General features: G+C 67.4%; 25 protein-coding genes. 18 read left to right on the top strand and 7 right to left on the bottom strand.

All coding sequences use genetic code 11. The features are described 5' to 3' along the window. Window positions 1–238 precede the first annotated feature (238 nt). The 10 genes from JHD80_RS21075 to JHD80_RS21030 all read left to right on the top strand — a co-directional run bounded on the left by JHD80_RS21075 (window position 239) and on the right by JHD80_RS21030 (window position 10,547). Complete coding sequence (locus JHD80_RS21075; RefSeq protein ID WP_199091491.1) at window positions 239–1,183, top strand: heme o synthase; 945 nt, start codon at window positions 239–241, stop codon at window positions 1,181–1,183. Beyond that, a complete protein-coding gene (locus JHD80_RS21070) occupies window positions 1,180–1,353 on the top strand; it encodes a hypothetical protein (protein WP_199091489.1) in 174 nt (57 codons plus the stop codon). The genes JHD80_RS21075 and JHD80_RS21070 overlap by 4 nt, the downstream gene beginning before the upstream one ends. Beyond that, the gene (locus JHD80_RS21065) at window positions 1,353–1,964 is read left to right on the top strand and encodes a cytochrome c oxidase assembly protein (protein WP_199091487.1); all 612 of its coding nucleotides are present in this window, start codon (window positions 1,353–1,355) and stop codon (window positions 1,962–1,964) included. Before JHD80_RS21070 ends, JHD80_RS21065 begins: the two co-directional genes overlap by 1 nt. Before the next feature lie 54 nt (window positions 1,965–2,018). Further along, on the top strand, window positions 2,019–2,879 hold the full coding sequence (locus JHD80_RS21060; RefSeq protein ID WP_199091485.1) for a cytochrome c oxidase subunit 3: 861 nt from the start codon (window positions 2,019–2,021) through the stop codon (window positions 2,877–2,879). A 79-nt stretch (window positions 2,880–2,958) separates the two neighbouring features. Next, the gene (locus JHD80_RS21055) at window positions 2,959–3,333 is read left to right on the top strand and encodes a DUF983 domain-containing protein (RefSeq protein WP_199091483.1); all 375 of its coding nucleotides are present in this window, start codon (window positions 2,959–2,961) and stop codon (window positions 3,331–3,333) included. Further along, complete coding sequence (locus JHD80_RS21050) at window positions 3,330–4,097, top strand: SURF1 family cytochrome oxidase biogenesis protein (protein ID WP_199091481.1); 768 nt, start codon at window positions 3,330–3,332, stop codon at window positions 4,095–4,097. The genes JHD80_RS21055 and JHD80_RS21050 overlap by 4 nt, the downstream gene beginning before the upstream one ends. A gap of 71 nt (window positions 4,098–4,168) precedes the next feature. Continuing rightward, window positions 4,169–5,584 (top strand): threonine synthase, encoded by a 1,416-nt coding sequence (gene thrC / locus JHD80_RS21045; RefSeq protein ID WP_199091479.1) that lies wholly within the window; start codon window positions 4,169–4,171, stop codon window positions 5,582–5,584. A gap of 29 nt (window positions 5,585–5,613) precedes the next feature. After that, window positions 5,614–6,921 carry a M16 family metallopeptidase gene (locus JHD80_RS21040; protein ID WP_248311703.1) on the top strand — a complete coding sequence of 436 codons (1,308 nt, stop codon included), beginning with the start codon at window positions 5,614–5,616 and terminating at the stop codon, window positions 6,919–6,921. A gap of 6 nt (window positions 6,922–6,927) precedes the next feature. Further along, window positions 6,928–7,527, top strand: coding sequence for a GNAT family N-acetyltransferase (locus JHD80_RS21035; RefSeq protein ID WP_199091477.1), 600 nt, complete (start codon window positions 6,928–6,930; stop codon window positions 7,525–7,527). 77 nt (window positions 7,528–7,604) lie between these two features. Continuing rightward, window positions 7,605–10,547: an EAL domain-containing protein gene (locus tag JHD80_RS21030; RefSeq protein WP_199091475.1), complete on the top strand. Its 2,943-nt coding sequence runs from the start codon at window positions 7,605–7,607 to the stop codon at window positions 10,545–10,547. Between the two features lie 120 nt (window positions 10,548–10,667). Here JHD80_RS21030 and JHD80_RS21025 read toward each other — a convergent pair whose 3' ends face one another. After that, entirely contained in the window at window positions 10,668–11,279 is a 612-nt protein-coding gene (locus JHD80_RS21025; protein WP_199091473.1) for a YqgE/AlgH family protein, read from the bottom strand. Between the two features lie 263 nt (window positions 11,280–11,542). On the opposite strand from JHD80_RS21025, the gene JHD80_RS21020 reads away from it, so the two are divergent. The 6 genes from JHD80_RS21020 to JHD80_RS29320 all read left to right on the top strand — a co-directional run bounded on the left by JHD80_RS21020 (window position 11,543) and on the right by JHD80_RS29320 (window position 14,993). Continuing rightward, window positions 11,543–12,406 carry a protein-disulfide reductase DsbD domain-containing protein gene (locus JHD80_RS21020; protein ID WP_199091471.1) on the top strand — a complete coding sequence of 288 codons (864 nt, stop codon included), beginning with the start codon at window positions 11,543–11,545 and terminating at the stop codon, window positions 12,404–12,406. 53 nt (window positions 12,407–12,459) lie between these two features. Continuing rightward, complete coding sequence (locus JHD80_RS21015; protein WP_199091469.1) at window positions 12,460–12,945, top strand: peroxiredoxin; 486 nt, start codon at window positions 12,460–12,462, stop codon at window positions 12,943–12,945. A 147-nt stretch (window positions 12,946–13,092) separates the two neighbouring features. Beyond that, window positions 13,093–13,311: a hypothetical protein gene (locus JHD80_RS21010; protein WP_199091467.1), complete on the top strand. Its 219-nt coding sequence runs from the start codon at window positions 13,093–13,095 to the stop codon at window positions 13,309–13,311. A 118-nt stretch (window positions 13,312–13,429) separates the two neighbouring features. Then, window positions 13,430–13,660 carry a hypothetical protein gene (locus JHD80_RS21005; protein ID WP_199091465.1) on the top strand — a complete coding sequence of 77 codons (231 nt, stop codon included), beginning with the start codon at window positions 13,430–13,432 and terminating at the stop codon, window positions 13,658–13,660. A 74-nt stretch (window positions 13,661–13,734) separates the two neighbouring features. Further along, entirely contained in the window at window positions 13,735–14,184 is a 450-nt protein-coding gene (locus JHD80_RS21000) for a GNAT family N-acetyltransferase (protein WP_199091462.1), read from the top strand. Window positions 14,185–14,204: 20 nt separating this feature from the next. Beyond that, window positions 14,205–14,993 (top strand): GNAT family N-acetyltransferase, encoded by a 789-nt coding sequence (locus JHD80_RS29320; protein WP_199091460.1) that lies wholly within the window; start codon window positions 14,205–14,207, stop codon window positions 14,991–14,993. Between the two features lie 67 nt (window positions 14,994–15,060). Here JHD80_RS29320 and JHD80_RS20990 read toward each other — a convergent pair whose 3' ends face one another. The 6 genes from JHD80_RS20990 to ispH all read right to left on the bottom strand — a co-directional run bounded on the left by JHD80_RS20990 (window position 15,061) and on the right by ispH (window position 21,594). Further along, window positions 15,061–15,876, bottom strand: coding sequence for a thioesterase domain-containing protein (locus tag JHD80_RS20990; protein ID WP_199091458.1), 816 nt, complete (start codon window positions 15,874–15,876; stop codon window positions 15,061–15,063). Beyond that, a complete protein-coding gene (locus JHD80_RS20985; protein ID WP_199091456.1) occupies window positions 15,873–17,075 on the bottom strand; it encodes an NAD(P)-binding domain-containing protein in 1,203 nt (400 codons plus the stop codon). The genes JHD80_RS20990 and JHD80_RS20985 overlap by 4 nt, the downstream gene beginning before the upstream one ends. A gap of 2 nt (window positions 17,076–17,077) precedes the next feature. Next, on the bottom strand, window positions 17,078–18,313 hold the full coding sequence (locus tag JHD80_RS20980) for an ATP-grasp domain-containing protein (RefSeq protein ID WP_248311699.1): 1,236 nt from the start codon (window positions 18,311–18,313) through the stop codon (window positions 17,078–17,080). A gap of 874 nt (window positions 18,314–19,187) precedes the next feature. After that, complete coding sequence (gene rnhA, locus JHD80_RS20975) at window positions 19,188–19,640, bottom strand: ribonuclease HI (RefSeq protein ID WP_199091452.1); 453 nt, start codon at window positions 19,638–19,640, stop codon at window positions 19,188–19,190. Then, a complete protein-coding gene (locus tag JHD80_RS20970; protein ID WP_199091450.1) occupies window positions 19,637–20,602 on the bottom strand; it encodes a homoserine kinase in 966 nt (321 codons plus the stop codon). The genes rnhA and JHD80_RS20970 overlap by 4 nt, the downstream gene beginning before the upstream one ends. Window positions 20,603–20,622: 20 nt before the next feature. Further along, entirely contained in the window at window positions 20,623–21,594 is a 972-nt protein-coding gene (gene ispH / locus JHD80_RS20965; RefSeq protein WP_199091448.1) for a 4-hydroxy-3-methylbut-2-enyl diphosphate reductase, read from the bottom strand. A gap of 198 nt (window positions 21,595–21,792) precedes the next feature. Here ispH and JHD80_RS20960 point away from each other — a divergent pair, with 198 nt between their 5' ends. Together JHD80_RS20960 and JHD80_RS20955 are read left to right on the top strand one after the other, a co-directional pair. Then, window positions 21,793–23,658, top strand: a complete 1,866-nt coding sequence (locus JHD80_RS20960; RefSeq protein WP_199091446.1) for a monovalent cation:proton antiporter-2 (CPA2) family protein — start codon at window positions 21,793–21,795, stop codon at window positions 23,656–23,658. Beyond that, entirely contained in the window at window positions 23,655–25,061 is a 1,407-nt protein-coding gene (locus JHD80_RS20955) for an MATE family efflux transporter (protein WP_199091444.1), read from the top strand. The genes JHD80_RS20960 and JHD80_RS20955 overlap by 4 nt, the downstream gene beginning before the upstream one ends. Window positions 25,062–25,127: the final 66 nt, after the last annotated feature.

The raw sequence follows: 25,127 nt of genomic DNA, 5'->3' as shown, positions 1-25,127 counted from the left end.
CCCCCCCCCCCCCCCCCCCCCCCCCCCCCCCCCCCCCCCCCCCCCCCCCCCCCCCTTTTCAAGCAGAAGACGGCATACGCGATCGCGCCTAGAGTCTCGTGGGCTCGGAGATGTGTATAAGAGACAGCGCCGCCGCCTCCCCCGAGCGCCCTAGGGCGTTCCGGAGACGGGCGGCACCATCGCCGCGAAGACCCTGCGCCCACGGGCGCCGTTCACGAGTACGAAGACGATTGGACTGATGTCTGCTGCGTTCGAAACCCGCACCGAGAGCCTGACCGCCTCAACCGGCGAAGCGCGCGATTTCTTCGCGCTGCTGAAGCCGCGCGTGATGTCGCTGGTCATTGTGACGGCGCTGACCGGCATGGCCACTGCGCCGGGCTCGGTGCATCCGGTGCTCGCTCTCGCCGCGCTGCTGGCGATCGCGGTCGGGGCCGGTGCGTCGGGCTGCCTCAACATGTGGTACGACGCCGATATCGACGCATTGATGAGCCGCACCGCCAAGCGGCCGATTCCGTCGGGCCGGATCCTGCCCTCCGAGGCGCTGGCCTTCGGGCTGACGCTGTCGATCGGTTCGGTGCTGGTGCTCGGCCTCGTCGCCAACGCGCTGGCGGCGGCGATGCTCGCCTTCACGATCTTCTTCTACGCCGTCGTCTATTCGATGTGGCTGAAGCGCTGGACGCCGCAGAACATCGTGATCGGCGGCGCGGCCGGCGCCTTCCCGCCGATGATCGGCGAAGCTGTCGTGACCGGCGATTTCGGCTGGCATTCGCTGGTTCTGTTCGCGATCATCTTCCTGTGGACGCCGCCGCATTTCTGGTCGCTGGCCCTGGTCAAGTCGGGCGACTACGCCCGCGCCGGCATCCCGATGATGCCGAATGTCGCCGGCCCTGCCGCAACCCGCCGTCAGATCGTGCTCTATTCGCTGATCATGGCGCCCGTCGCCGTGCTGCCGGCGCTGATGGGCTTCGGCGGCCTGCTCTATCTCGTCGTCTCCGTCACGACCGGCCTTGTCATGATCGGCCTGTCGATCCAGGTCTGGCTGCGGACCGAAGGCCCGGCCGCGACCAAGGCCTGCTGGTCGCTGTTCGGCTTCTCGATCATCTACCTGTTCCTGCTGTTCGCCGTATTGCTCGTCGAGAACGGCTTCGGCCTGATGTGGGCCCTGCCGAAGGTGCTGGGATGAGCGATCAGCGCCCGCCGCAGCCCCCCCCTGCCCCGTTCTCGCCCGAGGACATGGCCCGCCGCCGCCGCCGCTCGATCGCGCTGGCGCTGGTGCTCGCCGGGCTCGTGATCTTCTTCTTCGTGGTGACGCTGGTGAAGACCGGCCCCGCGATCATGAACCGGCCGCTGTGATGACGCAGCCCGCCCCCCAGCCGCGCAAGGGCAATCCGGCGCGCACCGCGCTGATCTGCACCGGCGTCGCCTTCGGCATGCTCGGCGCGTCGTTCGCGGCGGTGCCGCTCTACGACCTGTTCTGCAAGGTCACCGGCTTCGGCGGCACGCCGATGGTCGGCACGGCCGGCGCCGGCAAGATCCTCGACCGGACGATGTCGGTGCGCTTCGACGCCAATGTCGCGCCGGGACTGGGCTGGAGGTTCGAGGCGGAGAGCCCGGAGATCAAGGTCAAGGTCGGCGCGACCCAGACCGTGTTCTACAAGATGACGAATCGCTCGGACCGCACGGTCACGGGCGTTGCGACCTACAATATCGCGCCCGAAAAGGGCGCGGCCTATTTCGTCAAGATCCAGTGCTTCTGCTTCACGGAGCACACGCTGAAGCCCGGCGAGAGCTTCGAGGCACCGGTAGTGTTCTATATCGACCCCGAAATCGCTGATAACCGCGAGCTCGACGGGGTGCACGCCATCACGTTGTCCTATACCTATTTCGCCTCCAAGTCGGGCCAGCCCGTCGCGGAGGACAAGGCCGGCCCCGTCAAGGGTGACGCGGGCAATTCGAAACTGTAGAACCACGCTAGACCACGAGCGCGGACAAGACGCCGTACGCGGAGACTGAATACGATGGCCGGGGCCCATACGAAGCACCACGATTACCACCTCGTCGATCCGAGCCCGTGGCCGCTCGTCGGCGCCGCCAGCGCGACGATCATGGCGATCGGCGCGGTGATGTGGATGAAGGCGCTGCCGATCGGCGGCATGCATCTCGGCCCGCTCGTCTTCGGCGTCGGCCTGCTCGGCGTGCTCTACACCATGCTCGCCTGGTGGATGGACGTGATCCGCGAGGCCGAGCGCGAGGGCCATCACACCCGCGTCGTCCAGATCCATCACCGCTACGGCATGATCATGTTCATCGCCTCCGAGGTGATGTTCTTCGTCGCCTGGTTCTGGGCCTATTTCGACGCCAGCCTGTTCTCCTACGAGCAGATCAACTATCTCCGTTACGATTTCACTGGTGGTCACTGGCCGCCGAAGGGCATCGAGACCTTCGATCCCTGGCACCTGCCACTGCTCAACACGCTGATCCTGCTGACTTCCGGCACCACCGTGACCTGGGCGCATTACGCGCTGATCAACAACGATCGCGCCGGCCTGAAGCAGGCGCTGTGGCTGACCGTGATCCTCGGCGTGCTGTTCACGCTGTGCCAAGCTTACGAGTATTCGCACGCCACCTTCGCCTTCAAGGGCAACATCTACGGCGCCACCTTCTTCATGGCGACGGGCTTCCACGGCTTCCACGTCATCATCGGCACGATCTTCCTGGCGATCTGCCTGTACCGGGCCTATCTCGGCCACTTCAAGCCGGACCAGCATCTCGGCTTCGAGTTCGCCGCCTGGTACTGGCACTTCGTCGACGTGGTCTGGCTGTTCCTGTTCGCCGCGATCTATGTCTGGGGCGCCGGCGCGCCGGCCGCCGGACACTGATCTCCACGCTCTACCGCGCTCTCGCGGTCAACGTCTGAAAGGCGGCCGCGAGGCCGCCTTTCCTGTTTCGGAGGCTGCAATGCCCGGTCCTGAACCCACACCGCCCTCCCCCTATTCGACGGGGCTCGCAGGCCGCTGCCCGCGCTGCGGCGAGGGCGCGCTGTTCGACGGCTTCCTCAAGCTGAAGCCGCGCTGCAATGCCTGCGGCCTCGACTACAAATTCGCCGACTCGGCCGATGGCCCGGCCGTGTTCATCATGCTGATCGCCGGATTCATCGTGCTGGGTGCGGCGCTCTATGTCGAAATCGCCTATGAACCGCCGATCTGGCTGCACATGCTGATCTGGCTGCCGCTGGCCATCGTGCTCTGCCTCGGCCTGCTCCGGCCGATGAAGGGGCTCGCGGTGGCCCTGCAATACGCCCACAAGGCCGAGGAAGGCAGGCGCGAATCGTGACCGCCGTGACCGTCCCCACGCCCCGCAAACCCGGATTGCTGCTGCCCACCCTGCTGACCGTCATCGGCACGCTGGTGCTGTGCACGCTCGGCGCCTGGCAGCTCGAGCGCATGGGCGAGAAGCATGCCTATATTGACCGCCTCCAGCAGCAGGCCGGGGGCGCGCCGGCACCGATGCCGCCAAGCGCCGATTGGGCGAAGCTCGATCCCGCCGCGCTCGACCTCACCCATGTCGTCGCCAAGGGCAGCTATCTCGACGACCGGATCGCCGGCGTGCGCACCACCATCGCCGCCGGCCCGCCCGGCAGCCGCCAGCTCTCGGGCTTCGGACGCTGGATCTTCCAGGCGTTCAAGCTGGAGGACGGCGGCGTCATCCTGGTCAATCGCGGCTTCGTGCCGGAGAGCCGCCTCGGCCAGGTCGGCCCGGCGCGCGGCCTCGACACCGTCACCGGCTTCCTGCGGGCGCCGGAGACCCGCAACAGCTTCACCCCCGCTGACCTGCCGGCGATCCGCGAGTTCTACACGCGCGACCCCGCCGCGATTGCGGCCTCCCTCGGCCAGCCGCTCGCGCCGTTCTACCTGGAAGCCGCCCGCGAGGGCGACGGCATGACCCCGCCCGCCGGGGTCGATGTCCGCGAGCTGATCGAGCGCATTCCGGACAATCACCTGCAATATGCGCTTACCTGGTTCGGGCTGGCGCTGACACTGCTCGGCGTGTTCGCCGCCTGGCTCTGGCAGGCGCGGAAGGGCTCCGCGGCGAACTGAACCTTCAACGGTTTTGCCGAATGCGCCGGACCGGCCTATAGCATCAGGCTGAGATCACCGAGGCCACGATCGTGCTGCATGTTTCCACCCGGGGTGAAGCCCCGGCGCTCAGCTTTTCCGACGCATTGCTGACCGGGCTCGCCCGTGATGGCGGGCTCTACCTGCCGCAGAGCTGGCCCAAGCTCTCCACCACGGACATCGCCGGTTTCGCCGGCAAGCCCTATACGGCGGTGGCCGAGCGCGTGCTCGGCGCGCTGAGCGACGGCGATATCGAGAGCAGCGCTCTCTCCGGCATGATCCGGCAGGCCTATGCCGGCTTCCGCCGTCCGGCCGTCTGCCCGCTGACGCAGATCGGCGACAACCTCTTCGTTTTGGAGCTGTTCCACGGCCCGACGCTCGCCTTTAAGGACGTGGCGATGCAGTTGCTCGGGCGCCTGATGGACCATGTGCTCGGCCAGCGCGGCCAGCGTGCGACCATCGTCGGCGCCACCTCGGGCGACACGGGCGGCGCCGCCATCGACGCCTTCAAGGGGCTGAAGAGCGTCGACGTCTTCATCCTCTACCCTGAGGGCCGCGTCTCGGACGTGCAGCGCCGGCAGATGACCACGGTCGATGCCGACAACGTCCACGCGATCGCGGTCGAAGGCACCTTCGACGACTGCCAGAACCTCGTGAAGGCGATGTTCAACCATCACGCCTTCCGTGACGAGATCGGGCTCTCGGGCGTCAACTCGATCAACTGGGCCCGTATCGCCGCGCAGGTGGTCTATTACTTCACGGCGGCCGTCTCGCTCGGCGGCCCCGGCCGGAAGGTCTCCTTCACAGTGCCGACCGGCAATTTCGGCGACATCCTCGCGGGCTGGGTCGCCAAGCAGATGGGCCTGCCGATCGAGCGGCTGGGCATCGCGACCAACAGCAACGACATCCTGGCGCGCACGTTGGAGACCGGCGCCTATGAGATGCGCGGCGTCCAGGCGACGACCTCGCCCTCGATGGATATCCAGATCTCCTCGAATTTCGAGAGGCTGCTGTTCGAGGCGCATGGGCGCGACGGTGCCGCCGTGCGCCGCCTGATGCAATCGCTGCAGCAATCCGGCCGCTTCGAGATCGCGCCCGAGCCGCTTCAGCGCATCCGCAGCGAGTTCGACGCGGCTTCGCAGAGCGAGGACGAGATCGCAGACGAGATCAGGAAGAGCTGGACCGAGGCCGGCTATCTGCTCGATCCGCATACCGCGATCGGCGTCGGCGCGGCCCGGCAGGCGCTGAAGCGCGATCCGGCGACGCCGATGGTCGTGCTCGGCACGGCCCATCCCGCCAAGTTCCCGGCGGCGGTGAAGGCTGCGAGCGGCGTCGAGCCGGTGCTTCCCGCCCATCTTGCCGACCTGATGGAGCGCAAGGAGCGCGTGACGCTGCTGCCGAACGATCTCGGCACGATCGAGGCTTTCGTGCGCGAGCATGCGCGGGCCGTTCGCGGGGCTGCAGCGTGAGCGCGACCGCCCCGATCGAGGAGGCCGAGCTGGCGGCTCCGGCGCGGCCGGAAGGCCCTCATGACCCCGATGTCGCGCTGACCACCTTGCCCTCGGGCCTGCGCGTCGTCTCGCAGCGCATGGACCATGCCGCGACCGTCTCGCTCGGCATCTGGATCGGCGCCGGCGCGCGCGACGAACTGCCGAACGAGCACGGGCTTGCCCATCTGCTCGAGCATATGGCGTTCAAGGGCACGGCGCGGCGCAGCGCGCTGGAGATCGCCGAGCAGATCGAGAGCGTCGGCGGCGACCTGAACGCTGCGACCTCCGTCGAATATACCTGCTACACCGCCCGCGTGCTCGGCTCCGACCTCGGCCTCGCCGTCGATATCCTCGCCGACATCATCACCTCGCCGTCCCTGACCGAGGAGGAATTGAAGCGCGAGAAGGGCGTGATCCTGCAGGAGATATCGGCCGTTCAGGATACGCCCGACGATCTCGTCTACGACCGCTTCCTGCAGGCCGCCTTCCCGGACCAGCCGATCGGCCGGCCGATCCTCGGCACCGCCAAGACGGTGAAGGGCTTCACGCCCGACGCGATCCGCGCCTATCTCGCCCGCAACTACCACGCCGGCAACATGGTGCTCGCGGCTTCCGGCGCCGTCGACCATGACGAGCTCGTGGCGCTCGCCAAGGAGCATCTGTCGAAACTGCCGGCGGCCCCGGCCACGCCCCTCGCCCGCGAAGCCGGCGAATATCGCGGCGGCGAAGCGCGCATCGGCAGCGACGAGGAGCAGGTCCATCTCGTGCTCGGCCTGCCCGGCCTGTCCTTCACCGGCGGCACGCATTATCCGCTGCAGATCTTCGCCTCGGTGCTCGGCGGCGGCCTGTCGTCGCGATTGTTCCAGGAGGTGCGCGAACAGCGCGGCCTCGCCTACGCGATCGACGCCTTCCACTGGCCCTTCTCCGATTGCGGCGTCTTCGGCATCGGGGCCGGGACGGCCCCGGAAGATGCCGGCGAATTGATCGAGGTCGCGCTCGGCTGCCTGCGCCAGGCGGCGGAGGATGTCAGCGAGGCGGAAGTCGCCCGCGCCCGCGCCCAGATGAAGGTCGGCCTGCTGGCCTCGCTCGAAAGCCCCGGCGGCAAGCTGGAGCAGATGGCGCGGCAGGTGCTGCTCTTCGGCCGCGCGATCCCGCGCGAGGAGCTTGCGGCCCGACTCGATGCGGTGACGCTCGACGACGTGCGTGCTGCGGGCCGGTCCCTGCTCGGACACCAGCCAACGATCGCCGCGGTCGGCCCAACCCATGGCCTGCCGCCGGCCAAGCGCCTGCGCCAGGCGGCCCGGGCGGCGGACTGACCGGCAATGGCACTCTTCCGTTTCCCGAGCGAGCCGCCGAGCCGCCCGCTGATCCGGACGCCGAACCTCTATCTGCGCGCCCCTCAGGCCAGCGACCACGCGGCCTGGGCGGTGCTGCGCATGGAAAGCCGCGAATTCCTGACGCCCTGGGAGCCGACCTGGAACGAGGACGACCTGACCCGCGCCTCGTTCCGCCTGCGCGCCAAGCGCGCCGCCCGCGAAATCTCGACCGACGAAGCCTATTCGCTCTTCATCTTCGAAACCGGCACGGAGACGCTGCTCGGCGGGCTGACACTCGGGCTGATCCGGCGCGGCGTCGCCCAGGCCTGCACGCTCGGCTACTGGATGGGGCACCGCCATGCCGGCCGGGGCCATATGACGGAAGCCGTGCGCGGCGCGGTGCGCTTCGCCTTCTCGGACCTCGCCCTGCACCGCGTCGAGGCGGCCTGCCTGCCCAATAACGAGCCCTCGCGGCGCTTGCTGGAGCGTGTCGGCTTCCAGCACGAGGGGCTGGCACGGGCCTATCTCAAGATCAACGGCAACTGGGCCGACCACCTGCTCTACGCGGTCCTTTCCACCGATGCCCTGCCCGGACATAGGCCGTGACTGCGGCGGTTGACCACAGGCCTGCTTCGCCTTGCCCTTGCCATGAGCGGCCGATAGGGCTTTTCGTTAAACGTCGAATGATCGCTTCCCGCCTGATAGCCGAGCACAGCTTGTCCATTTCCGAGCGCATCTTGCGGGCCGGCCTCGCCCTGGCCGGCCTCGTCCTGTGGTTCTGCCTCGCTGCTGCGGCGCCGGCCCAGGCCGTCGAGGCCGTCCGCGTCCCCGTCGACGCCCCCGTGATCGACCTGACCAATGTCGTCGAGCGCAACAAGTCGGACGGCGACGTCATCCAGATTTCGACCGCGCCGGGGCCGGACGGCATCGTCCGCCGCATCGCCGTGAAGGCGCGCGAGTCCGGTGCGCGCCCGGACTGGATCGTGTTCGCGCTCACCAATGATTCCGACGAGCAGATCGACCGTCTGCTGGTCGCCCCCTTCCACCGGCTGATCGGCTCCGGCGTGATCTGGCCCGATCTCGGCGACAAGCGCATCGAGGCGGTGACGGCGAGCCAGGGCCTCGCGCCCGATCGCGAAGCCAGCCCCGATGCCGACGTCTTCCTGATCACGCTCGACCCCGGCACGACCGTGACCTTCGTCGCCGAGCTCAAGTCGCCGAACCTGCCGCAGCTCTATCTCTACGAGGCCGAGGCCTATCGGCAGAAGACGAACGGGCTCACGCTCTACAAGGGCATCATCATCGGCATCGCCGGCCTGCTGGCGCTGTTCCTGACCATCATCTTCGTGGTCAAGGGCGCGGTCATCTTCCCGGCCGCGGCGGCGCTGGCCTGGGCGGTGCTGGCCTATGCCGGCCTCGATTTCGGCTTCTTCCAGCGCCTGTTCCCGCTGACGCCGGCGATCGAACGCATCTATCGCGCCGGCGCGGAGGTCGTGCTGGCGGCGACGCTGCTCGTCTTCCTCTTTGCGTATCTCAACCTGTCACGCTGGCATGTGCGCTACGGCCACGTCACGCTGCTCTGGATCCTCGGCCTCGCCGGGTTGATCGGCCTTGCCGTCTTCGACGCTCCGATGGCGTCCGGCATCGCGCGCATCTCGATCGCGGCGGTGGCGGCGATCGGCTTCATCCTCGTCGTGCATCTCGCCACGCATGGTTATGAGCGGGCGGTGATGCTGATCCCGACCTGGTTCCTGCTGGCCGTCTGGGTGACGGCCGCAAGCTTCACCGTGACCGGGCAGTTCCAGCGCGATCTGGTGGCGCCTGCCCTGCTCGGCGGCCTCGTCCTGATCGTGCTGCTGATCGGCTTCACCGTGATCCAGCACGCCTTCGCAGGCGGCGCGATCTCGCAGGGGCTGGTCTCCGATACCGAACGGCGGGCGCTCGCGCTGTCGGGTTCGGGCGATCTCGTCTTCGATTGGGATGTCAGCTCCGACAAGGTCTTCGTCTCCCCGCAGATCGAGACGCTGCTCGGCCTGCCCAAGGGCTCGCTCGAAGGCTCGGCCGCGCGCTGGCTGGAGCATATGCATGTCGCCGATCGCGACCGCTATCGCGTCACGCTCGATGCCGTGCTGGAACAGCGCCGCGGCAAACTCAATCTCGACTTGCGCCTGCGCGCCGCCAGCGGCGCCTATCACTGGGTCAACGTCAAGGCACGGCCGGTCATAGGCTCGGACGGCGAGGTCATCCGCGTCATCGGCACGCTCGCCGACGTCACCGAGCAGCGCACCGCGCAGGAGCGCCTGCTGCACGATGCCGTCCATGACAACCTGACCGGCCTGCCGAACCGCAAGCTGTTCCAGGACCGGCTGGGTGCGATCTTCGGCTTCACCCGCGCCGACGACAATATCCGCCCGACCGTGCTCGTCATCGATGTCGACCGCTTCAAGCAGGTCAACGAATCCGTCGGCTTCTCGGCCGGCGATTCGATCCTGCTGACGCTGGCGCGCCGTCTCGGCCGCCTGCTGCGGGCGCAGGATACGCTCGCCCGCATCGGCGGCGACACCTTCGCGATGATCCTTGTCTCGGAGCGCGATCCCGAGCGCATCCTGGCCCTGGCCGAGCTGGTGCGCCGCGCCGTCTCGACGCCGATCACCTATGCCGAGCGCGAGATCGTGCTGACGCCCTCGATCGGGCTTGCCCTGTTCGATCCCGCGCCGGCCTCGCGCAAGGAAGACGCGCTGAAGAATGCCGAGCTCGCCATGGCCCATGCCAAGCGCCAGGGCGGCAACAAGATCGAGGTCTTCGTGCCGGCGATGCGGACCGACCGCAACGACCGCCTCGCGCTGGAAAGCGACCTGCGCCGCGCGATCGAGCGCAACGAGATCCAGGTCATGTATCAGCCGATCGTCCGGCTGGAGGACCGCACCATCGCGGGCTTCGAGGCGCTGGTGCGCTGGGACCATCCGCGCGAAGGCCGGCTGATGCCGCAGGATTTCCTCGCCATCGCCGAGGAGACCGGGCTGATCGTCGATCTCGGCGTCTATGTCATGGACAAGACGGCGCGCGAGCTGGAGGCCTGGCAGGCGGCGCTCGAAGTCGATCCGCCGATCTTCGCCAGCGTCAACGTCTCCAGCCGGCAGTTGCTGCGCCACGACCTGCTGCATGACGTGAAGACGGTGCTCGGGCGCCGGCGCGTGCTGCCGGGCACGCTGAAGCTCGAGATCACCGAGAGCCTCGTCATGGAGAACCCGGAATATGCCGCACAGATGCTGCAGCGCATCCGCGATCTCGGCGCCGGCCTCTCGCTCGACGATTTCGGCACGGGCTATTCCTCGCTGTCCTATCTGCAGCGCTTCCCGTTCGACACGATCAAGATCGACCAGAGCTTCGTGCGCCAGATGGGCAATGGCCGCCCGCCGGTGATCCTGCGCTCGATCGTGCAGCTCGCCGCCGACCTCCACATGGACGTCGTCGCCGAGGGCGCGGAGAGCGAGTCGGATGCGATCGAGCTCTACCAGCTCGGCTGCCAGTACGCGCAGGGCTACATCTTCGGCCAGCCGATGACGGCGGCGGAAGCGCGGCGGCTGATGGGCGCCGCCGCGGCTGCGGCGACTGAGGCGGCGTAGCAACCAGAGCGTCATGCTCGGGCCTGACCCGAGCATCTCTGGACGGAACGGCGTCCTATCCTGCCAGAGATTCTCCGGTCTGCGCTTCGCTCCGCCCGAGAATGACGGCCAGACTTCCGTTCAGGCGTGCCCCGCCTCCCGCGACAGGAAGGCCGGGTCGATGCCGATCTTGCCGAGCGCGCGCTGATACTTGGTCTCGACGCTCTCGTCGAAGAGCAGTTCTGGATCGGCAGCGCAGTGCAACCAGCCGTTCGACTGGATCTCGGCCTCCAACTGCCCTGCGGCCCAGCCGGCATAGCCCAAGGCCAGCACCGCATTCTCAGGCCCGTCGCCATTGGCGATGGCGCGCAGGATATCCAGCGTCGCCGTCAGGCAGATGCCCTCGTCGATCGGCAGGGTCGCCGATTCCAGGAAGAAATCGGCGCTGTGCAGAACGAAGCCGCGCTTGGTCTCGACCGGGCCGCCGCGCAGCACCTGCATGCGTTCCGCCCGGCTCGGCAGGCGGATCACCTCCTCGGAGGGAATCACGTCGAGCTGGACCAGCAGCTCCGGGAATTTCGTGTCGCCCGCCGGCTTGTTGACGATGATGCCCATCGCCCCGTCCTCGGAATGGGCGCAGACATAGACGACGCTGCGGCTGAAGCGTGTATCCGCCATGCCGGGCATCGCGATCAGGCATTGCCCGTCGAGATAGGAGCGGCCGCTGGCGCGCGATTGTGAGCCGATCTTCATGGGGCCATGCTAGAGGCTGTCGGGTCGGATCGGCAAGGCTTGTCGGCAAGGCTCGGCTGAAGCCGACCCATCTCGAAGGGCGCAGAAGCCGCGCGGGCCGGCTTGGCCGGATCACGTTCGCGTGCATCCGCCCGGCATGCGGCCCGCATCCCCATTGCGCCCCAATCCTGCGCGAAACTACCGATGTGTCGCATCAGCGTGGACCGGCGGAGGAAGACAGGTTTTGTTCGCTTTTCAGGCTCGCAATCGTTAAAGGCTGGGCCGTGAACCGCATTCTTCCCTTGCTGGCCCTGCTGCCCCTGGCGCTCGGCCCTGCCGCCCGTGCCCAGGAGGCGGCGACGGAGGCTGCGTTCTCGCCCTGGTCGGCGAGCGAGCATGCAAAGCTGCGCCTGATCGCCGGCCCGACCACGGCCGCCGGCAAGCAGCGCGTCGGCGTCGAGATCGTGATGTCGCCGGGCTACAAGACCTATTGGCGCAATCCCGGGCAATTCGGCGTGCCGCCGGCCTTCGACTGGTCCGGCTCGACCAATATCGGCGGGCTCGACGTGCGTTGGCCCGTGCCGGAACGTTTCCAGGATTCGGCCGGCTATTCGATCGGCTATGTCGGCGAGGTCGTGATCCCGATCTCGGTCCAGCCGGTCGATCCGTCGCGGCCCGTCCTCGTCGTGCTGAAGCTCGACTATGCCGTCTGCGAGAAGATCTGCATTCCCGCCAAGGGCGAGGCCAGCCTCTGGCTCGAACCCGGCGTGACGACGGTGACTTCCCCACGCCTCGAAGATTACGAGGCGCGCGTGCCGGTTCCGGCCAAGCCCGGCCCGCACAAGGAGAAGATCGCGATCGTCGAGGCCGGGCCGGACGACAGCGTGGTCGACCCCGGCCTGCGGCTCATCCTGCAGCCGCCGCCGGACGGCAGCATCCAGGACGTCTTCGTCGAAGGGTCCGGCATGTGGTCCTTCGGCAAGACCCGGCTGGCGGCACAGGCGGACGGCACCATCCTCGCGCAGATCCGGATCGACGAGCGGCCGAAGGGCGCGGCCGGCCCGATCCCGCTGATCTTCACCGTGCGCGGTACGCCACGGCCGATCGAGACGCGGCTGGAACTCGACATCCCCGCCGGCAAGCCGTAATCCCTGAAGCCGGGCGGCCCTTTCGGCCGCAGGCTTCACGGAGAGACAGGCTCATGACCATCAAAGTGGGTGACAAGCTTCCCCAGGCGACGTTCCGCGTCATGACCACCGACGGCCCGGCCGCGCGCACGACCGACGACCTGTTCGCCGGCAAGAAAGTGGTGCTCTTCGCCGTTCCCGGCGCCTTCACCCCGACCTGCCACCGCAACCACCTGCCCGGCTTCCTGGAGAAGGCGGCCGAGATCAAAGCCAAGGGCGTCGACGCCATCATGGTGACCGGCGTCAACGACGTCTTCGTCATGGATGCCTGGTCGAAGGCGACCGGCGGTGCCGGCGTGATCGAGTTCCTCTCGGACGGCAACGCCGATTTCGCCAAGGAGATCGGCCTCTCGATGGACGGCTCGGGCTTCGGCCTCGGCACCCGCTCGCAGCGCTACTCGATGCTGGTCGAGGACGGGGTGGTGAAGGTGCTCAGCGTCGAGGAAGCCGCCGGCAAGGCGGAAGCCTCCGGCGCCGAGGCGATGCTCGCCAAGCTCTGAGCCTCAGGGCACGGAGAGAAATCGGAGCCCGCGCAGATGATGCGCGGGCTTTTTTGTGGGCTGCCCGGATAGGGCAATGTCTGCAAAGGGTCGGAAGCTGACGTTTCTCGAAGCTCGGCATTAACCTCCGATATGTAGCTTTAGGCCATGAGCTTGTTCCAAAAAATGCTGAATTGGTGGTTTGGCACGGAGCGCGTGATGATGCCGCGCCCGTCTGAAGCCATTAAGCGCATAACGATCCTTGAGAATGGCAAAACGCTGACGGCTGCGGAACTTTACGAAGACGTTGTCGTTCGAAGTGAGAAAGAGATGCTCGCAGAACGCGAAGCCTTCCTGATCAGGGTTGGTGATAAAACGGCTTCCTAGGCCATTAGTTGCCACTCCGGGATGTCTGCAAAGGGTCGTAAGCGGACCCAGCTTTTGACATTGCGAGCAGTACACCACCCCTTAAGCTGTTCCACCTCTTTGGCGCATGGGTGAGGACATGCCGTTTCAAGGCTTCGTTGCCGAACCTGCGGAGCTGGCAAAATTGGCTGGCGCCTTCGACGCAGCCTGGAGCGCGGTGAACAGCGTCAGCACCGTCGGTGGCCAGCAGCAGCGGCGGGCAAGAGCCCGCCTGGCAGCCATCATTCTCGATCTCTGGAGGGAAGACCCTGCTCAAGCTCTGAGCGCCAGCGCTGTCGAGCGCTTCCTCGCATCGAACCAACCCGGTTGATCGATCCGATCTGCGCTTGTCATGAGACAAGCCGGCAAGCCCCGGCTAGCTTCCGGGCCGGAGGAGATTACCCGATGGCCGAGATCACCATTCGCCCGCTTGCCGCGACCGACCGGGATGCCTGGACGCCGCTCTGGCGGGGATACCTGACCTTCTACAAGGCGACGCTGCCGCCGGAGATCGACGCGATCACCTTCGGGCGCCTGACCGGCGGCGAGGAGCCGATGGGCGGTTTCCTCGCCTTCGAGGGCGACAAGCCGCTCGGCATGGTCAACTGGGTGATCCACCGCACGACCTGGAGCGAGAAGCCGATCTGCTACCTCCAGGACCTGTTCACCGTGCCGGAATCGCGCGGCACCGGCGTCGGCCGCAAGCTGATCGAGGCCGTCAACCAGATGGCGCGGGCGAAGAACTGCTTCCGCGTCTACTGGCAGACGCATGAATCCAACCTGCAGGGACAGGCGCTCTACGACAAGGTCGCGGACAAGTCCGGCTTCATCGTCTACCGCCAGCCGCTCGGCTGAGGCGCAAGCCGGGTGCGATCGTGATCGCGATCCGCGACAGGGATGAGATCGTCGAGCGGCTCGGCGCCGATCCGCTCGGCAATGTCGTCCTGCTGAAGCATCTTGCGGCCTTTACCGCGCATACTCGAGCGTTTCAGCGGCGCTCGGAGTTCGGCGCGGCGACGCTCGTCCTGCTCGATACCGCGGCCAGCGACTACGATCGCAAGGCCTATCCGACCGCGGCCCATGCCGCCCTGCTCCGCAGTGACGACGCCGCACTGACGGAAGCGTTGCTCGCCGAGCTTCCGGCCGATGGCGGCATCGTCTTCAAACTCGGCAGCGCCGCCGAGCGCGATGTAGTCCAGCGGCGCTATCCGCTCCTGCGCAAGACCAGCTTCCTGTCGTTCACATCGCCCGAACGCCGTCCCGATCACGGTGGCGCCCTCGTCGCGAACGGCGCCACGAATGCGATGTACGCGCTCTATCGCACGCAGGAACACGAGCGAGCATGGCTCTCGCCGCTGCTGGCGGATGGGCGGGCTTTCACCTGCCTGATCGACTCCGGCGACGACCCGCTCTCCGTCTGCTTCGCCTTCGAAAGCCACGGTAATGTCTGGGAGATCGGCGGCGTGGTCACGCGGCCCGACCGGCGCGGGCGCGGCCTCGGATCGCGCGTCGTCGGCGCAGCGCTCGATGAATTGGGCCGGCGCGGCTTGCTGGCGCGCTACCAGGTCCATGAGGACAATATCGCCTCGATCCGCTTGGCCGAAGCGCTCGGCATGCGACCGCTCCTGCGCCTGACCCACTACCTGCATAGCCCGACGCCTTAGCCCGGAAACACGCGGTGGTCCCGAGCTTGACCCCGGCAGCCGCTCGGAAGGCGCGGCTGCCGCGCTTTCACCGAGCCGCCTGGATGGCGCCATTCCACTCCGCGGTCGCAGCCAGAAAGGCCGAACGCAGTGCGCCGACATTCTCGGCCTCGAACATCGTCTCGTGATTGCCGGGGATGTCGATGATGCGCAGGCTCGGGCAGCGCCCACGCCAGACATTGTCGTTCGATGCCGTCACGCCGGTGCGCAGCAGGACGGCCGGCGCCCGCAAATGCGTTGCGTGATCGTCGAGACCTGGCATCCAGGCGGCCGTGATTCGGATCAGGAGCCGCATGCTCAGCTCTTCCGCAAAAATCGAATCGAGCATGCCGATCCGGTTGAGCAGCGCGGCATGGTCTCGCGCCAGCGCAGGCAGGCGGTCTCCGGCGAGGCGAAACAGGCCGCGCCAGGCGAGATGCCGGGCCAGGAGCAGGACGGCGCCGGGACGCCCGCGGCGGAGAAGATCGGCCGCATCGGCGACGAGGCGAGCCTTCCAATGCGCCGATCGCGCGACCGCGATGGTGCCGGCGTCGATGATGCACAAACCCGCGACAGAGCAGCCGAGACTTTCGAGACGTAGCGCGGTCGCATAGGCGAAATGCCCACCGATCGAAACGCCGAGCAGCACGACCGGGCTCTGCGGAACTCGCTGCCTGATATCCTCTGCGAGAGCGTTGACCAGAGCATCTCCGCTGAGGCCGGCGCCGGCATAGCTCTGCCAGCTCGGGTAGCGCAGCGCGACGAAACGCTCCCGGTCCGACGGATCGGCGCAGAACGGCGCGCAATCCGGGGCATGGCCGCTCGCACCCGGCAGGACGATGACGGGCAGGCCGGCGGCGTTCATGCGCGGGCGCCCGCCGGCCGGGACAGGGCGGCTGCGATCGTGCGTGCGGTGTACTCGGCCCCCGCGACGAAACGGAAGACCGGGCCGAAGCTCATCGAGGAGGCCGGACCGGCGAAGCGCAGCCCGGGGATGGAGGACTGGAAGGACGAGTCGAGCCGAGGCGCGGAGCCCTGCCGGGCGATGGTGCTGCGCAGTTCGGGGGCGAGGAACGAAATGCGCTCCACATTCACCTCATAGCCGGTGCCGGCGATCACATGGTCGACGAGCAGCTCGCGCTCCTTGCCGTCCGACCCTTGCCGCAAGCGCAGGGACACGCGATTGCCGATCGCCCGTGCCTCGACGACTGCCGTGTCATGCTCGGTCGGCACCAGCGCCTCGACCCGCTCGCGAAGCCACCACGCGCCCTCGGGCGGCAGGAAGTTCTTCAGGACGAGCGCGCGCCCGCAGGCCGGCAGCCGATGGAACGCGCCGGGCACCTGCATCAGGGCCCATGATTTCGGACTGCCGCCCAGCGCCGAGATCGGCCAGCGGACCCGTTGCCAGAGCGTCGGCGTGCGGCTCCCGCGGGTCATCCACAAGGTCGAGGGTTTGCGGACCAGCAGGCGCGGCGACGCGCCGGCCTCATGGAGCAGCGCGGCGGCCTCGAGGGCGGACTGGCCCGAGCCGATCACCGCGACCTCGAGGCCCTGGAAGGCGGCGAAACTGTCGACCCTGGCCGTGTGCGTGACGACCGGACCGGGCAATGCCCGCAGGACATGCGGCACCTTCGCGAAATTCGAAAGGCCGGTGGCGACGATCACCCCGGTCGCCTCGACCTCGTCGCCATTGTCGAGCGTCAGGCGGTAGCCCTGCCCCCGCCGGGAGACGTTCGCGACATCGACAGGCTCGATCCAGTCGACATGCCGTTCCTGGAACCAGCGGCCATAGGCCGCGAAATTCGCGATCGAGCACGGCTCGAAGGTCTCCAGGCCGAGCGGCTCGTTGTAGTCCGCAAAGGTCGCGCCGGGATGCGGCGAGGAGATGTTCGTCCCGAAGCAATAAGATTTGAGATAGCGCCGCGACCCGGCGCTGGCGATCTGGCTCCAGAAGGCCATGGGCTGGCCGAAGATGCGGTGCGCGATATTGCGGGCCGCGAGATGGCTCGCCAGCGAGAGGCCGTAGGGACCGCCGCCGATGATCGCAACGAGTTGCTTGCCCATGCTCACAGCTCGCGCGCGACCATGGGGGAGGACGGAAGCATGGTTCGCACGAACCGCGGCGCCGCCCGGAATCCGAGATACAGCTCGGACAGGATGTGGATGACGCCCGGCATCGGATCGTCGGGATCGGAAGCCAGATGGACCATGCGCGCGCGGTTCTGCGCCGCCCAGGCCAGCCAATGCGCGAGATGCCGGGGGCGCGCGCGCAGGCAGAGCGTCTGCGCCAGCAGGATCGCATGAAGCGTGAAGGTGTCGCAGAAGACGACCTTCTCGGCCGGGTCCTCGTGCTCCGCCTCGGCGGCGAGCGTACGCACGGCTTCGGCCTCGCCGAGCGCATCCAGATAAGCCAGCATCGGCAGCGGCAACCCGCGGCGCAGATCGAGGCCGATCTGGTTGAACAGGCGCGGGTTGAAGTCGATGACCGCCCAGGCGCCGTCGTGCAGGATGAACTCGACCTCGAACAGCCCGAAATAGTCGAGCGCGCGGCAGAGGCGCTGGACCGCCTGGGACAAGGCGGGTTCGGCCGGGCACGACTCGTAGCACACGCCGACCCCGACCGGCCGCGAGCGCTGCAGGATCTTGGTGGAGCGCCGGCTCACGAACACGTCGGCGCTGCGTCCGATGAAGCCGGAGATGGAAATCACGCCTTCGCGCCCGATCTCGACGAATTTCTGGATCACAGGGCGCACGGCATCCGGCGCACGCGGCATGTCGTCGAAACGGTAGCGCTCGCGGGCGAGGAAGCGGGGATATTCGGCGACCAGTTCCGCCGGCGAACGCACGACGACGCCCTTGTCGTTTCGCAGGCGATGGACATGGGTCCGGGGCTTGATCAGGACCGGATAGGGTAGATGCGGCGCCATCTCGGCGAGCTCGTCGAGATTCTGGGGGTCCCAGCTCGGCAGGACGGCAAGCCCGGCACTTAGCGCGGCCTCTTCGAGCAGCGCCTTGTCGAGGATGCGCCGGATGGTTTCGATCGGCGGCTGATACAGGTGGAAATAACGCGCGAGCAGCGACGCGTTGGAGGTATAGAGCCAGACCAGCTCGTCGGAGGTCGGCAGCAGCACCTGGCCGGGCTCGGCTTTTCCGATCGCGAGCAGCCGGTCGAGGTAACGCATGCTGTCGCTTTCGACCGGCCCGGCATAGTGATGCGTGGCACAGCGCGACCACGCGGCCGGGCAGAATGTGTGATCGGCGATGATATTGACGCCGACGCCGTAACCGGCGAGGTGGCGCATGGCTGCGAGCGTTCCCCCCGCGGAAGCCGATCCCAACAGGACGGAGGGCCGTTTAACAAGGGTCTCCTGCATGCCCGGCCTCGATCTCGTGGACTCCGGCGCCGTCCCGGAACGCTCACGCGCGGACGGCTCCTCTGGAAACGCGCGCCCATGCCCTTGCGGCGCGCGCTTCTCGAAAAAATCCCGATTGGGTCGCGAGACCGCAGGGGCTTGTCCGCCTGGTGAGGCGCCAGCGATCGTCACTCCATCGCCATCGGGCTCGCGAGATGATGTGACTGATCGACATCAGCCCCTGCCCCATCAATGCACGAGGGCAGCGACGGGACGCATGGGCGCCCCGGGGCCCGCGACGCTCCCGTCGACGCCTCTTCCGAAGCGCGACGATATGGATCGCTCCGTCGAGGGTGTGTGCCGAACTCCGCGCGCCCGCGCAGACGCGCAACGGGTTGCGCTTTGTGGGGCTTCGGGTCGCGATCAAAGCCCCTTCTCGCCACAAGGCAGGGCTTCTGCGTTATCGGAAGCTAGACTTTAGATGCACGCCCCGGCTGTGTTTCCACCATTCGCTTCAGAAATGCGAAGGTTAATTCGCTTACGTCAGCGATAGTTCTTTCCTACAGTGGACGCACGAAGCAATTTCTATTAATAAAGCAAAACATATTCTATAAAATATCGATAAACAGGCGATATTTTTCTTGAATAGAGAATACCTTCCGGCTCACTTATATTTTGAGCCGAGCGCTCTGCGCGCCATAATCGACGATGCCGATAGCGCCCATGGAATAACGTCACGAGAAACCCGGCGTCGCTGTTATCGACTCAAGCAGCCGCAGGCAGGTCGATCATCCCGCAGCCCCAACCGACGACAGCTTATCGGTTATCTGGCATTGGGCTTGAACGGTGCCATGCCGGCGCGAGCCAGCGCATCGGCACGTTCGTTCATCTCGTCGCCGGCATGCCCCTTGACCCATTTCCACTCGATCTTGTGGCGGCCGAGCGCGGCTTCGAGGCGCTGCCAGAGTTCGGCATTCTTGACCGGCTTGCGGTCGGCCGTCTTCCAGCCGTTCTTCTTCCAGCCATGGATCCAGCCGGTGATGCCCTGCCGCAGATACTGGCTGTCGGTGTGGAGCGCAACCGTAACGGGGCGCTTCAGCGCCTCCAGCGCGGCGATCGCCGCCATCAATTCCATGCGGTTGTTGGTGGTCTGGGCCTCGCCGCCGGAAAGCTCCTTCTCGACGCCGTTGAAGGTCAGGATCGCACCCCAGCCGCCGGGGCCGGGGTTTCCCGAGCAGGCGCCGTCCGTCCAGACTTCGACCGTATCGCCGCTCATCGCTTCAGCCCGTATTCGCGCGCGTCAGCGACGCGCTGGTGGAACGCGAGCTTGCGATCGTATTCGAGCGGATCATGCGGCTTGACCAGCGCGCCGGGCGGGACGTTCAGCCAGTCGACCAGGCGCGTCAGCAGGAAGCGCAGGGCGGAGCCACGGCAGAGTTGCGGCAGCGCCTCGACCTCCGCCTCGTTCAAGAGCCGCACGCTCTCGTAGCCCGCGAGTATCGCCTGGCCCTTGGTCAGGTTGAACGAGCCGTCGGCCTCGAAGCACCAGGAGTTCAAGCAGATCGCGAGGTCGTAGGCGTAGGCGTCGGTGCAGGCGAAATAGAAGTCGATCAAACCCGAAAGCCGGCTGCCGATGAAGAAGACGTTGTTGGGGAAGAGATCGGCATGGATCACGCCAAGCGGCAGGTCTCGCGGCCAGCGCGCCTCATGCACGGCGATCTCGGCAGCGACGCGCTTGGCGAGGCCGGGCGAGACCTTGTCGGCGTCGTGGCCGGCCTGCTCGGCCAATGGACGCCAACCCGGCACGGAGAGCGCATTGACCCGTTCCATCGTGAAATCGGCGCCGGCCTGATGCAGCAGCGCGAGGCCGCGGCCGAGCTCCTGGCAATGGGCGGAGGTCGGGCGGCGCACCGAGAGACCGTCGAGGAAGGTGACGATCGCCGCCGGGCGCCCCGCGAGGCGGCCGAGCATCTCGCCGCGGCTGTCGCTGACGGGCTGCGGGCAGATGACGCCGCGCGCGGCGAGATGCTGGATCAGGCCGAGGAAGAACGGCAGGTCGTCCGGATTCACCCGCTTCTCGTAGAGGGTCAGGATGAAGGCGCCCTGCGTCGTGCGGATCAGGTAGTTCGAGTTCTCGACGCCCTCGGCGATGCCCTTTGCGGAGAGGAGATCGCCGATGCCGTAGCGCGCCACGAAGGCGGCCATCTCGTCATCGGGCACTTCGGTATAGACGGCCACGATCGTACTCTTCTCTTGGATTATTCGGCCGCGTCCGGCGTCGCCTCGCCGCGCAATTCGCGCGGCAGCGGGAAGAAGACGTTCTCGTCGGCGGTCGAGACGGTCTCGACGCGGACGTCATAGCGCGCGGCGAAAGCGTCGATGATCTCCTCGACCAGCACTTCGGGCGCGCTCGCGCCGGCGGTGATGCCGAGGCTGCGGATATCGCCGAAGACCGACCAGTCGATCTCGTCGGTGCGCAGGACGAGCCGCGCCACCGGGCAGCCGGCGCGCTCGGCGACCTCGCGCAGGCGCTGCGAATTCGAGGAATTGGGCGAGCCGACGACGATCAACCCATCGACCATCGGAGCGACGCGCTTCACCGCTTCCTGGCGGTTGGTCGTGGCGTAGCAGATGTCTTCCTTGTGCGGGGCAATCAGCTCCGGGAATCGAGCCTGCAGCGCCTCGACGATCTCGCGGGTGTCGTCGACCGAGAGCGTGGTCTGCGTGACATAGGCGAGCGGCTGGCCTTCCGGCGCCTGAAGCGTCGCGACATCCTCCAGCGTCTCGATCAGCGTGATCGCGCCCTCGGGCAATTGCCCCATCGTGCCGATCACCTCGGGGTGGCCGGCATGGCCGACGAGCAGGATATGACGGCCGCGCTTGTGATGGACCTCGGCCTCGCGATGAACCTTGGTGACCAGCGGGCAGGTCGCGTCGATGGCGAAGAGATTGCGCGCCTTGGCGGCGGCCGGCACGGCCTTGGCGACGCCATGGGCCGAAAAGATCACCGGACGCGTCTCGTCCGGCACCTCGTCGAGCTCGGCGACGAAGACCGCACCCTTCCGCTTCAGGGATTCGACGACGTATTTGTTATGGACGATCTCGTGGCGGACATAGACCGGCGCGCCATGCAGCTTCAACGCCTTCTCGACGGCGTCGATGGCGCGCACCACCCCGGCGCAGAAACCGCGCGGGGCGCAAAGCAGGATGTCGAGCGGCGGCTTGGTCACGCGCAGGGGAAACTCCGATCGGTCCGCGTCTTCTTTCGGCGGGATCGGGGCGATGTCAAGGAAGCGAAATCGCGCAGGCCGTCCTGATCACCGATTGCCTCTCGCAGGATCGTCGTCGAAAGCCTAGATAGAGCGACGGACCGCCACGCCGAGCGTCGCGCCGGACCGCCAAGCCCGTTCCAAAACCCTGAGTTCCGCATGGCCGACGCCGCCTCGCATGCCAGCTATCTCCCGCCGATCCTGACCTTCTGCGCCGGGGCGGTGATCGCCGTCCCGTTGTTCCGCAAGCTCGGCCAGTCGGCGGTGCTGGGCTATCTCGCGGCCGGCATCGTCATCGGCCCCTCGATCCTCGGCGTGATCAAGGACCCCGATGCGATCCGCGGCACGGCCGAGATCGGCGTCGTGCTGCTGCTCTTCCTGGTCGGCCTCGAATTGCAGCCCGCGCGGCTCTATTCGATGCGCAAGGACATTCTCGGCTCGGGCCTGGCGCAGATGGTGCTCAGTGCCGGCGGCATCGGGCTCGCGGGTTGGTATTTCGGCCTGTCGGTGGCGGGCGCCATCGCGGTCGGCGTCTCGCTTGCGCTATCGGCGACCTCGATCGCGCTGCAATTGCTGGAGGAGCGGGGCGACGGCAACGAGACCTATGGCCGGCGCACCTTCTCGATCCTGCTGTTCCAGGACATGGCGATCGCGCCCGTGCTGGCGCTCTTGCCGTTGCTCGCCACCACGGGCGGGCAGGAAGCCGGCAGCCCGATGATGGCGCTGGCGAGCCTCGGCATCGCACTTCTCGCACTCGTGCTGATCGTGCTGGCCGGGCGCTATGTGATGAATCCGTTCTTCCGCATCCTCGCGCATACCGGCGCCAAGGACGTGATGACGGCGGCCGCGCTGCTGATCGTGCTGGGCTCGGCCTTGCTGATGGAGCATGTCGGGCTCTCTATGGCGATGGGCGCCTTCCTGGCCGGCGTCATGCTGGCCGACTCGCATTTCCGGCACGAGCTGGAGGCCGATATCGAGCCCTTCCGCGGCGTGCTGCTCGGCCTGTTCTTCATGGCGGTCGGCATGTCGCTCGACCTCAGGCTCGTCGCCGACAACTGGCTGCTGCTGGCGCTGGCCGCGCCCCTGCTGGTGCTGTTCAAGATCGCGGTCGTGACCTCGATCCTGCGGCTGTCCTGCTCGTCCTGGCTCGAGGCGGTACGGGCCGGCGCCCTGCTCTCGCCCGCCGGTGAATTCGCCTTCGTCTTGCTACCGCTCGGCCTCGCGAACGGGCTGCTCAGCCCCCGGCAAGCGGCGATGGTCACCGCGCTCGCGGCGATCAGCATGCTGCTCGGCCCGGTCGTCGCCAAGCTGATCGACGCGGTGCTGCTGGCGCGCATCAAGCCGGCGACGATGGACGAGGATTACGAAGGCGCCGGCGACAGCCCGGTGATGGTGATCGGCTTCGGTCGCTTCGGCCAGATCGTGACGCAGGCACTGCTGCTTCAGCATATCGAGGTGACCGTCATCGATTCCGATGTCGAGCGTATCCGCTCGGCCGCGCAGTTCGGCTTCAAGATCTACTATGGCGACGGCACGCGGCTCGACGTGCTGCGCGCGGCCGGCGCCGGCAAGGCGCGCGTTCTCTGCATCTGCGTCGACGACAAGCAGGCGGCGCTGCGGATCGTCGAGATGGTCAAGGCCGAATTCCCGAGCGTGCGGCTGCATGTGCGGGCCTATGACCGCATCCATGCGATCGAGCTGATGAAAGCGAATGTCGACTTCCAAATGCGCGAGACCTTCGAATCGGCACTGGGCTTCGGCCGCGTCACCCTGGAAACGCTGGGCCTGACACGCGACGAGGCCGAGCTCGTGATCGACCATGTCCGCGACCGCGACGCGCAGCGCATGGAAATCCAGTTCCACGAAGGGCTCGCCGCCGCGATCAACCGCGTGCCGCGCGTCTCGCCCGAGCCGCTCGTCGCGCCCAAGGGCAAGTCGAAGCCGCTCACGCCCGAGACGCGGCAGGTCATCGAGGACGGCGGCGCCGAGATCGCGGTCGGCGGCGTCGGCGAGCCCGAGCGATGAGCGAGGCGACCGCGCGGCCGTCACAGGCCGTCTTCCTCGAGGGGCCGCTGATGCGCCATGTCGCGGTGATGACCGCGACGGGCTCGGTCGGCCTGATGGCGGTGTTCGTCGTCGACCTTTTGTCGCTGCTCTACGTCTCCTGGCTCGGACGGCCGGAGGCGACGGCCGGCGTCGGCTTCGCCACGATCGTGCTCTACCTGATGGTCTCGGTGAATGTCGGCCTGATGATCGCCGTCACCGCGCTGACCTCGCGCAGCGTCGGCGCGGGCGACCGTCCGGCGGCCCGGCGCATCGCGGCCTCGACCATGGCGCTCTCGGCGATCGTCGCGCTCGTCCTGTCGCTTGTCGCCCTGCCGCTGCTGCCCCGGCTGCTGACGCTTCTCGGCGCGCATGACCAGTCGCATGCGGTCGCCCTCTCCTTCCTGCATATCGTGCTGCCGTCGAACATCCTGATGGCGGTCGGCATGGGCTTTTCCGGCATCCTGCGCGCTATCGGCGACGCCAGGCGGGCGATGTTCGTGACGCTTGGCGGCGGCATCGTCACCGCCGGGCTCGACCCGCTGCTGATCTTCGGCTTCGGGCTCGGGCCGGACGGCGCCGCGATCGCGATCGTGCTGGCGCGGATCATCATCTGCGCCATCGGCTTCCACGGCTGCGTCGTCGTGCACGACATGATCGCGCGGCCGCGCCTCGCCTTCATCCGCCAGGACAGCGCCCGGACCTTCGCCATCGCGGGGCCGGCGATCCTGACCAATCTCTCGAACCCGATCGCCAATGCCGTCTTCGCCGGAGTGGTCGCACGCTTCGGCGATGCGGCGGTGGCGGCGCTTGCGATCATGGACCGCCTGGTGCCCGTCGCCTTCGGCGTCCTCTTCGCGCTGTCGGGCGCGGTTGGGCCGATCCTCGGCCAGAACTGGGGCGCCGGGCGCTTCGACCGGATGCGCCGGGGGCTGACCGATGCGGCGATCTTCGCCGGGGCCTCCGTCCTCGTCTCCTGGGCGCTGCTCTTCGTCTTCCGCGGCGCCATCGTCTCCGCCTTCCACGCGACGGGGCTGACGGCCGAGCTCGTCCTGTTCTTCTGCCTGATCGCCGGGCCGATGTGGATCTTCGTCGGCATGCTCTTCGTCGCCAATGCCGCCTTCAACAATCTCGGCATGCCGTTCCTGTCGACGCTGTTCAGCTGGGGCCGCGCCACGCTCGGCACCATGCCTCTCGCCATCCTCGGCGCCCATCTCGCCGGGCCGAAGGGCGCCCTCGCCGGCTCGGCGCTGGGCGCCGTCGCCTTCGGCGTGCTCGCGCTGGTCTTCGCCTTCCGCGGCATCACGAGGCTGGAACGCAAGGCGGCGCAGCCCAGCGCCACGATCGATTTGCCAGGCAAGGACACCCTGCTATCGTCATCCTAGGCATCGAGCCAAACGGCCGGCCGGGGAGAAGCGTCGATGATGAACCTGTTCGATATCATGCAATCG

The sequence above is a fragment of the Allobosea sp. ASV33 genome (assembly GCF_016428755.1).
In the GTDB taxonomy this organism is placed as follows: Bacteria; Pseudomonadota; Alphaproteobacteria; order Rhizobiales; family Beijerinckiaceae; genus Allobosea.
Note: the sequence above shows the minus strand (reverse complement) of the source record. Positions and strands in the feature narration are given on the sequence as shown.